Source organism: Bacillus sp. JJ1127, from assembly GCF_036965845.1.
In the GTDB taxonomy this organism is placed as follows: Bacteria; Bacillota; Bacilli; order Bacillales; family Bacillaceae_G; genus Bacillus_A.
The window spans coordinates 7,034-16,280 of the sequence record NZ_JBALQK010000195.1; the positions used below are offsets into that span (position 1 = coordinate 7,034).

General features: G+C 31.8%; 6 protein-coding genes. 3 read left to right on the top strand and 3 right to left on the bottom strand.

Features of this window, described 5'->3' with window-relative positions; genetic code table 11:
- Window positions 1-380: 380 nt before the first annotated feature.
- The 3 genes from V7183_RS18555 (at window position 381) to V7183_RS18565 (ending at window position 5,794) form a co-directional block, all read left to right on the top strand.
- Window positions 381-3,077 (top strand): glycosyltransferase, encoded by a 2,697-nt coding sequence (locus V7183_RS18555; protein WP_335360410.1) that lies wholly within the window; start codon window positions 381-383, stop codon window positions 3,075-3,077.
- A 251-nt stretch (window positions 3,078-3,328) separates the two neighbouring features.
- A complete protein-coding gene (locus V7183_RS18560; RefSeq protein ID WP_335360411.1) occupies window positions 3,329-4,564 on the top strand; it encodes a surface carbohydrate biosynthesis protein in 1,236 nt (411 codons plus the stop codon).
- A gap of 489 nt (window positions 4,565-5,053) precedes the next feature.
- Window positions 5,054-5,794, top strand: a complete 741-nt coding sequence (locus tag V7183_RS18565; protein ID WP_335360412.1) for a sugar phosphate nucleotidyltransferase — start codon at window positions 5,054-5,056, stop codon at window positions 5,792-5,794.
- Window positions 5,795-6,291: 497 nt separating this feature from the next.
- Here the strand turns inward: V7183_RS18565 and V7183_RS18570 are convergent.
- From V7183_RS18570 to V7183_RS18580, 3 genes are all read right to left on the bottom strand, one after another.
- A protein-coding gene (locus tag V7183_RS18570; RefSeq protein ID WP_335360413.1) for an IS3 family transposase occupies window positions 6,292-7,448 on the bottom strand; the annotation gives its coding sequence in 2 pieces (ribosomal slippage) (window positions 6,292-7,196 and window positions 7,196-7,448; 1,158 coding nt in all).
- Window positions 7,449-7,684: 236 nt separating this feature from the next.
- Window positions 7,685-8,650: a CgeB family protein gene (locus V7183_RS18575; protein ID WP_335360414.1), complete on the bottom strand. Its 966-nt coding sequence runs from the start codon at window positions 8,648-8,650 to the stop codon at window positions 7,685-7,687.
- A gap of 28 nt (window positions 8,651-8,678) precedes the next feature.
- Window positions 8,679-8,918 carry a CGEA protein gene (locus V7183_RS18580; protein WP_335360415.1) on the bottom strand — a complete coding sequence of 80 codons (240 nt, stop codon included), beginning with the start codon at window positions 8,916-8,918 and terminating at the stop codon, window positions 8,679-8,681.
- Window positions 8,919-9,247: the final 329 nt, after the last annotated feature.

A 9,247-nucleotide genomic window follows, 5' to 3' on the forward strand; every position in this document is an offset into this window, starting at 1 on the left:
GGTATCTTAAGGTTTTCTAATCTAAAAGTGTTATATGTTCATAAGTTATCTAAGCACAGAGAGGGGATTATTTATTAAATATAGAGCATAATGCACCATCTTTTTTCAGGCTAGGCTATGTAACTATACAAAAAGAAAAACAAAACATAGCATGATAAAAGTAAAAGCCTAAGTCCGATTTCTATTGTTCGATCGCATAGTTTATACAAATCATTAGTAGTGAATAAAAATATCGATCGTGTATAATTAGTCGACTATAAAACTAAAATAATAAAAAAATGGATCTTCATTAATAAAAAAGTATATATATCTTTTAATTTTAACACTGGAATATTTTGTTTTTAATTATAGAATGAATTATATAAGCGAGGGTGAACAATGTGTTACAAGGATTTTTAAATTTCAAAGGGCAAGAAATGCTAAGGACAAAGGATTTGTTTAGAAATATCAAAAATAATTTCACCTATGAGTTTTGGATAAAGCCTCAAAAGGAACTTAGCTTAAGTTGGGAATCAGATGAAGGAAAGTATAGCATTTCCGGTCAAAGATTCATTATTAGTCCAGGGAAATCTGCAATTGAGCAAAAAGATGAATCGGGCACTGGGATATCAGTTGGAACGAATGGTATAACGGTATATGAACATAGTTGTAATGATGTATTTGCTCTACTCACATATGAGATAAAAATAGACGATTGGACTCATATAGCGATTGTTTATGAAAATAAAACTCCAAACTTATATGTGAATGGAAATTTTGTGAAAAAAGGATTAAAAAGTACTAAGAATAATATCTTTGCATCAGGAAATATTGGAGGATGTGAAGTATACGGATACTTTGAAGGACAAGTAAATCAGTTGAGGATTTGGGATTATTCAAAAAGCGAAAAAGAGATTAAATTCCATACAGATAAATATTTAAATGGTGACGAACAAGGATTGATTTTAAATTTGAACTATGAAAAGCCAACGGATATCCAATCTATTTCGAATACAAACGAAGAAGCTGATGAACCATCTTTTTTAAATGATTCTATTCTTGATCAATTTAGTTTAGAAATATTTAATGAATTAAATTATGTTGAATATAATAATAACTTACTTCAAGATACTGTAGTAGATGTGATTATACCAATATATAATGGCTATGAATTTACAAAGAGATGTATAGAAAGTATATATAATAATGTAGATCTTCAATTTAACTTATTTTTAATTAATGATGCGAGTACAGATGAACGAATAGGTGATTTTTTGGAGAACTTGAAATCTAAAAAATCACCTCAAAGCTTAAAAAACTTAGTGATTATACACAATGATAAGAACCTGGGATATGTAAAAAGTATTAATAAAGGCCTACTTTTAACAACAAATCATCCCATTTTATTAAATAGCGATACAGAAATTTCCCCTCATTGTTTTCGGCGTTTAATCAACCCTATTTTAGTAAATGATAAAATTTCATCAGTTACTCCTTTCTCAAATAGTGCTACGATTTGTTCTTATCCAAATTTTCTTCAAGACAATGAATTACCGTACGATATGAATACAAATGAAGTCGATTCATATTTTTCAAAATATATCATTAACAAAGGGATAGTAATCCCAACAGGCGTAGGCTTCTGTATGGCATTAAATAGAAATGTTATTCATGATATCGGAATCTTTGATGATGAGGTTTTTGGCAAAGGGTATGGCGAGGAAAACGATTGGTGTATGAGGGCACAGCATAAAGGATATCAAAATATATTGATTCCAAATGTGTTTGTTTATCATAAACATGGTGTAAGTTTTAATCAAATAGATGACAGTAAACAAGAGCTAATGTCAAGTAATTTAAAAAAATTACTTAACCGATACCCCGATTATAATAAAATAATACAAGAATTTATAAGGTTGGATCCGATAAAAAATATAAGAGAATTCATGAAAAGTGTAATGGTCGCCGATAAATATTCTTATAGAAAGGGCAGATTATTTATTGACCATGGCTCAGGTGGTGGTGCCTCAATCTATCAAGCTAACTATATAAAAACATTAGAAGATGATGAGAGGATATACACGTTAACACCTGGGACAGATTATGTAATTTTAACTGATCATAATCATTCTGAGCCAATACATTATAATCTTAAACTAAGTAAATTAAATGAAATGAATTTTAAAAAATTATTAAGTGCTTTAAGAATAGATCTAATTTTTATTAATCATTTAGTTAAGTATCCAATTGAAAAGATGTTCAGCTTAATAAAACACTCACTGGTGGATTATTGTTTTTTTGTTCATGATTTTTATTGTATTTGCCCAAGTTATAATTTAATTAACTATGAAAAGAAATATTGTAATGCTGAAACAAACCCAGAAATCTGTCAGGGATGTATTGCAAAATTATATCCAAAAGAAACTATTAACATTGAAGATTGGAGAAAAGCGTTTCATTCTTTTTTGGTAGAGGCCAAAAAGGTGATAACACCTAGTTATAATACGAAAGAAATTCTTTTAAAATATTATAAAGATATCCAGATAGAAGTAAGAGAACATTCCATTGATTCAAAAATAGCATACACTTTTAATAAGGATTTTTTAAATAAACAAGATTTAAATATTGCTTTTCTGGGGGCAATCGATTTGCCGAAAGGGTCAGGCATTATATATGAATTAAAGGATTTAATTGTTGAAGAAAATTTGCCAATAAACATAAAGGTGATTGGTATAACAAATATTCATTTTAACCCGCACAAAAGTGATGAAGGTAAGTTTGAAGTAACAGGAAGATATGAAGTTGATAATTTATCAGAAATATTAGCTGAAAAAGAAATAGCATTGGTGATTACTCCTTCAATTTGTCCTGAAACGTATTCGTATACAACAAGTGAAGCGATGTTATCGGGATACCCTATTATTACATTTAATCTAGGTGCTCCTGCTGAAAGGGTGAAAAAATACCAATGTGGATGGATTATTGATAATGTAACTAGTACTGAAATATTAAACTTATTAAAAAGATTATTAAAAAACAGAGAAGAAATTAATGAGAAAGCAACAAAATTAAAAAATTTTCAGGAGAGAGATGAATGATAGGTAAATATTAATGGATTCAGTAGGTTTATTCTGCTATTTGTGGGCAGCAAGATCTCACCTCAAAATTTCGCAAAAGCAAAGAAGTTAGGTGTGAGCTGCCCGTAAAAGCTCGATTGGTGAGGGTTAGTAAACAGTGGGGATGAAGAAATTCTTCGTTAATTAAAATTTCACTTTACAAGAAAAATATAATATATGCATACTAAATGCACGATTATTTTCGATTGAAACAATAAGAAGGAGTGATGTTTATGTCACAAAAGTTTCTTTACTTACCAATCGAATCAAAAACAAGGGAATTAGATGCAAAATTACTCTTAGCTTATTATGCAATTAAAGAAAAATATCGAGTTATTCTGGGAACACATACGCCTATTCTCGCTCATTTGGAGTTATTACCTAAGGGGATTATTTGTTCAAAGGGAACTCCTTATGGTGATGCAAGGAAAGAATATATGGATCACGCATACAAACTAGGCTATTCTATCGTTGAATTAGATGAAGAAGAAGGATTATTCCTTAATAGCAATAATTATAGCCGTCTTGGAAAAGATGATAAGTATGTCAAAATACTCGAGCATGTATATTGCTGGGGAGATGCTCATAAAGAAATAGTTACAAATACTTTTCCTGAATTTAAGCAGAAATTTCATTTAACTGGTCATCTGCGTTTCGATCTACTCAAGAAAAAGTTCCGGGGTTTATATAGTGATGAAGTTAAAATGATTGAACAAAAGTTTGGAGATTTTATTTTAGTGAATACAAGATTTACTCAATATAATCACTTTCTAAGAGGATTTAATCCTAATGAACGTTATATAAAGAAGGTATATGAACACTTTATTCAATTAATTAAAGAATTAAGTGAGAAATATCCGAATCTTAATATTGTCGTTCGTCCTCATATTCATGAAAATGTGGAGAGTTATCGAAAAGAGTTGTCGGATTATAAAAATGTGTTTATTGCCCATGATGGTAATGTTGTTATGTGGATTTTAGCCTCGAAAGTCGTGATACACAATCGTTGTACGACGGGCATTGAAGCTTTGTTACTTGATAAACCAGTCATTGCTTATATGCCGATTGATTATGAAAAAGAGAGAAAATATTTACCTAATGCAGTTACCCATAAATCAGTAAATAGTAATGAAGTATTCAACTTAATCGACTTCTATTTATCTAAAGGGGAAATGAATGAAGGGAAAAAAATTCTATCAAAAAATTATTATGGGGCCATGGATGAAGAAAACTATGCGTATAAGAATATTATTAATTTATTAGATAAAATCAGTTTAACGGGGGAAAGTTCTATTGAGGAATCGTCTGTAAGAGCGCTCTCTACAATAAAAGGGAATCATACGTTGACCTCAGAAGAAGAAATAAAAAGTTTCTTTAAAAAGTTGGATTTAATAGAAATGAATGAAGATGGAGTGAGTGTTCGAACATTAGCTCCTGATTTATTTGAAATAACATCTAATAAAAGTTGAGTCCTTGCTTTCTGTGAGACTTAACGTAACTTCCTTATTTAGATAAAACCCTTGTTACCAAGGGTTTTATCGTTTTATAGAATGAAAAATTAACGTTTATAGAGCGTATGTTTTTTATAATAAATCAACCTATACAGCATTTTGTTTTAAAACCGTTGTCATGAAGAAATCTACTATTGTTACTTCACTGTGTTTTCTTTAAAAGCATTTTAGCAGTTTAAGGTTTCCGAGAAAAGAATAAAAAGATTTTATTCATTGGGTGTCATGAGCATAGCAGGAAACGTATTTATGAAAAGATGAAGAATAAAAATGAGACCTAAAGAATTGTATTAATACTGCAAAGAAATTTCATTGATACATTGTGGGATTTGAGGATAGATACAGAAGGGTATCTTTAGATGGTTTGGGAATATGGATATTTCTCTGCTTTTACTTAAATAAAACATCAGGCTACGTTTTAGACTTTTATAGAGGGAAAGGAGCAATCTTATGAAAGGCATTATTTTAGCTGGAGGTACAGGATCACGATTATACCCTATTACTAGGGTGACTAATAAACACTTGCTGCCTGTAGGGCGTTATCCAATGATTTATCACTCGGTTTTTAAGTTGAAAGAATGTGGGATTACAGACATTATTGTCGTAACAGGAAAAGAACATATGGGCAATGTAGTTAATTTCTTAGGGAGCGGAACTGATTTTGGAGTTTCATTTACTTACAGAGTACAAGAAAAAGCAGGAGGAATTGCGCAAGCTTTAGGGTTGTGTGAGACATTTATCGGTAATGACAGAATGCTTGTCATTCTAGGTGATAATATATTTTCTGATACATTATTTCATTATGTAAAAGGGTATCAGAAGCAAAAAGAAGGAGCGAAAATTCTTTTGAAGGAAGTTGATGATCCAAAAAGATTCGGAGTTCCTGAAATACAGGGTGATTATATTGTAAATATAGAGGAAAAGCCAAAGAAGCCGAAAAGTCCTTATGCAGTAACAGGAATTTATATGTATGATGCAGATGTATTTAAGATGGTCAAAAAGTTAAGTCCATCTAACCGCGGAGAATTGGAAATAACGGACTTGAACAATGAATATATTAAAAGAGGTACTTTAACTTATGATGTATTAAAGGGCTGGTGGACTGACGCTGGAACTCATGATTCCCTCTATAGGGCAAATACGTTGGCAAAAGATTTATATTTTGGGAATGGATTTGACAGTACACTTTAAGAGGTTGGATATAAAAAAGGAATGCATATTGTAGCTATCGCGGAAGTGATATCTATTCCATAGGAAATGGATTCTAATATTGTTATCCATTATGTTATTTATTCTGCAGTAACGGGTGGTAAGACCTTTTAAAATTTAGCAAAGGTAAAGAAGATAGATGGGGGATCAATTGTCTGTAAAAGCCAGATTGGTGAGGGCTAATAATCAGTGGGAAACGAAGCCCCCCCACTGATTAAAGTTTCACTTTATACAAAGGTAGACTTGGTGGAAACGAACAAGATATGGAGTTGCAAAAGAAATTTTTCAGTAAAACAACATAACATTCAACCTTTTTTCGATTTCTAAGAATGAGTTTCGTTGCGGAACATCTTTTTTTGCGTTTTAAAAATTTTTCATCTATATGTTCCTGGAAAGACGGGGTGGGGAAATACTTTATACCAAGAAAAAACCTCGCTTATCTGAAGTGAACCCTGAAAACGGGACACATATCAAAACACCTAAACCATCTGTTCCCTAAATTCTTTAGGGGATAGGTGGTTTAATTTTTCTTGAATTCGCACACAATTGTAGTAATGAATGTATTCTAGCACAATCTTTCGCACAGTTGTGTTGGATACTTTTGTTATCTTTTGTGAGTAGAAAGCTTCACTTTTTAAATGACCAAAGAAGTTTTCCATGACGGCATTATCATGGCAATTTCCTCTTCGGGACATGCTGGTGATAATGCCTTTTTCTTTGGCATACGCTTGAAATTCCTTCGCGGTATAAATACTTCCTTGATCCGAGTGAAGAAGGACATCTTTTACTTTTCGCCCTCTCATTGCTTGTTTTAATGCCTTCATTGCTAATGACAGTGTTTGTGATTCACTGATGACATGACTAATAATTTCACGATTAAAGGCATCCATAATCGTTGATAAATACAAGGTACGCTCTCCAAATAATAGATACGTCACATCCGTAAACCACTTTTCATTTGGTGCGGATGCACCGAATTGACGTTTCAATCGATGAGGGGCTACCACTGGTTCCGCACCATTGATATATTTCTTTTTCTTTCGACGTACTTTTGAGAGAATATGATTTTGTCTCATGATTCGTAATACTTTTTTATGATTCACACACAGCCCCATTTTTCGAAGAGTAGCGGTCACTCTTCGATATCCATATCGTAATTTATGCCTAAGACAGACGTCCTTGATTTTCTCTTCTATCTCATCTCTAAAACATTTCGTTCGTTGTAACCAGCGATAAAATGTGGAACGGGGTAATTCTAATACGTTACACAATTCTTTTACAGTTATTTTTGTTTTTAAATCATTCCATAAAGTAACTACAGTTTCCGGTTTCAACTCCTTTCGATTTCCAGATACTTTCCCCATATAAGTAATTTTGTTTTTAAGTGTTTATTTTCTAACCGTAGCTGTTCCAATTCATTTAACTCTTTTGGCCCTTTTCCATAAGAATATTGTTTTCCTACAGGTTGTTGAAAACGATACGTTTGATCTGTACGATACCATTTCATCCATTTCTTAATTTGGGAAACATTTTTAATTCCGAGCTTCTCCATAATGGTGCGATTTGAATAACCATCCTTTTTCATTTCAATTACTTTCCACTTTATTTCTTCTGGGTAATGAACTCTTGTCTTCAAACGAAAAACACCTCCATTGAATTTGCATACTTAGTTTGCGAATTCAGGAGGTGTTTTTTTCATGTACCACTATTCGGGTTCACTTCAATCATATCGATGTTTTCTCTTGTTCAAATTTGAAAAGTAAAGTTTGCTTCAAATAAGATGGAGTTCAAACATAAGTTGTTTGGAGCATAATGAATAGGTACTAAGATTTTATTTTTTCGATAAATTATGTTTGCGATAGAATACGATTTTTATGATTGAATAATATTTATCATTTCTTTCATTCTTTGACTAAATGTGTGCTGTTCTATCACTCGTTTTTGAGCCTTTTGAGCAATAACCTGTCTCTCTTCTTTATTATTCATATAGGTAACCACTTTACATAGACAATCTTCATAATCCCGGTAAGATACCATTTCTTCTTCAGTAAAGAAAGAACGAAGATTAGGTTTTTCCTCTATCAGTTGAAAAGCCCCACATGCCGCAATATCAAACGTTCGGTTATTAATACTTTCGCTAATAATTCCAGATGTGTTTTGATTATACAAGAAACTGTGGCTTCGATGAGGATTTAATACAATGCTGGCCCCGTTGTAAAAATAGGAAACCACTTTTGGATTTATCCATGTATCTTTAATCAAAACTCTGGGGTTGTTTCTCCAGAGTTTTTGTAGTCTATTACGCCATCCCTTCCCAACTAGGACGATGTAATAGTTTGTATTTTTTAAGAGAAAATGGATGAGATTTATCCTTGTGGGATATGGATATCCTACAAGGAGTAAATCGCTTTTGTATGCATGTTCTATTAAGCGAGGTTTAAAAATGGAATCATTTGTACCTAGCGGAAAATAATAGGCATTCGGGTGGGCTAATTGATAGTGTTTTAAAGAGCCGGTATCGATGGTAAAGATATAGTCAAATCTATCAATGACTTGAAAAGTTTTATCAAAATAATAAGGATCCTCAGTCATCCAACATGCTAGCTTAATACCATTTTTTTTAAAATATTGAATAGCTTGTACGGAAAGATAGTCTCCTAATATAGTTAGAACCACTTGTGGTTGAAACGTGGCAACAATAGATTGCAGCTTTTCTATAGGTTCTAATGGGTGAAAGGAGATCCATTCATAACTATTATCGTTTAGCCCAGCTTTCATACTGTGATCTAAATAATCGTAAATACCGTGATAACCAGAAGAAATATACAGTAACTTCATTATATATCACCAATTGTAGCAATTATTTTTATTCTTCTGTTGTTATGATGCTTTCAACATTATTACAACTAATTTTTATAATATTCGTCACGCTTGGAGATGGTAAATCTTCTTCTTCTAATGTGACTATGCCAGTCCAGTTATTAAAGTCTATAAGTTTGGCTGTTCCATAAACAAAACCGGATTTACCTACGACTGTTATTATAGTTCCAAGTGGTATGTTGGAGAACTGGCGACAGATGCTACTTTTGCATATTGATAGAACCATAGACAAATACTCCTTCCTTTTCATTAATTAAGTTGATATTTGATAACACTTATACTATATGCAAATAGATAGATTTTTGTGCGAAGAATATCTTAGTAAATACACCCTTTTATAATAATTAAAATATCTATTTCGGGATAATAAATTCCATATATTTAAAAATCGAGAAATCGCCTAGAAACAGCTGGCTGCTTTTTTATGTGCGTGCCAGCTAAGCCAGAACTTAGTATTGGATGTTTTATATCGTTTTAGAATCAGCAATGAAATGAACAAAAGAAATTAATTTTCTACGCTATAATCATATAAATTGTACAAGATTTAGCTAGTAC

What these genes read in the sequence shown, in the direction of transcription:
- V7183_RS18560 (WP_335360411.1), top strand. Translation starts at nt 3,329, where the DNA reads ATGTCACAAAAGTTTCTTTACTTACCAATCGAATCAAAAACAAGGGAA.
- V7183_RS18565 (WP_335360412.1), top strand. Translation starts at nt 5,054, where the DNA reads ATGAAAGGCATTATTTTAGCTGGAGGTACAGGATCACGATTATACCCT.
- V7183_RS18575 (WP_335360414.1), bottom strand. Translation starts at nt 8,650, where the DNA reads ATGAAGTTACTGTATATTTCTTCTGGTTATCACGGTATTTACGATTAT.
- V7183_RS18580 (WP_335360415.1), bottom strand. Translation starts at nt 8,918, where the DNA reads ATGGTTCTATCAATATGCAAAAGTAGCATCTGTCGCCAGTTCTCCAAC.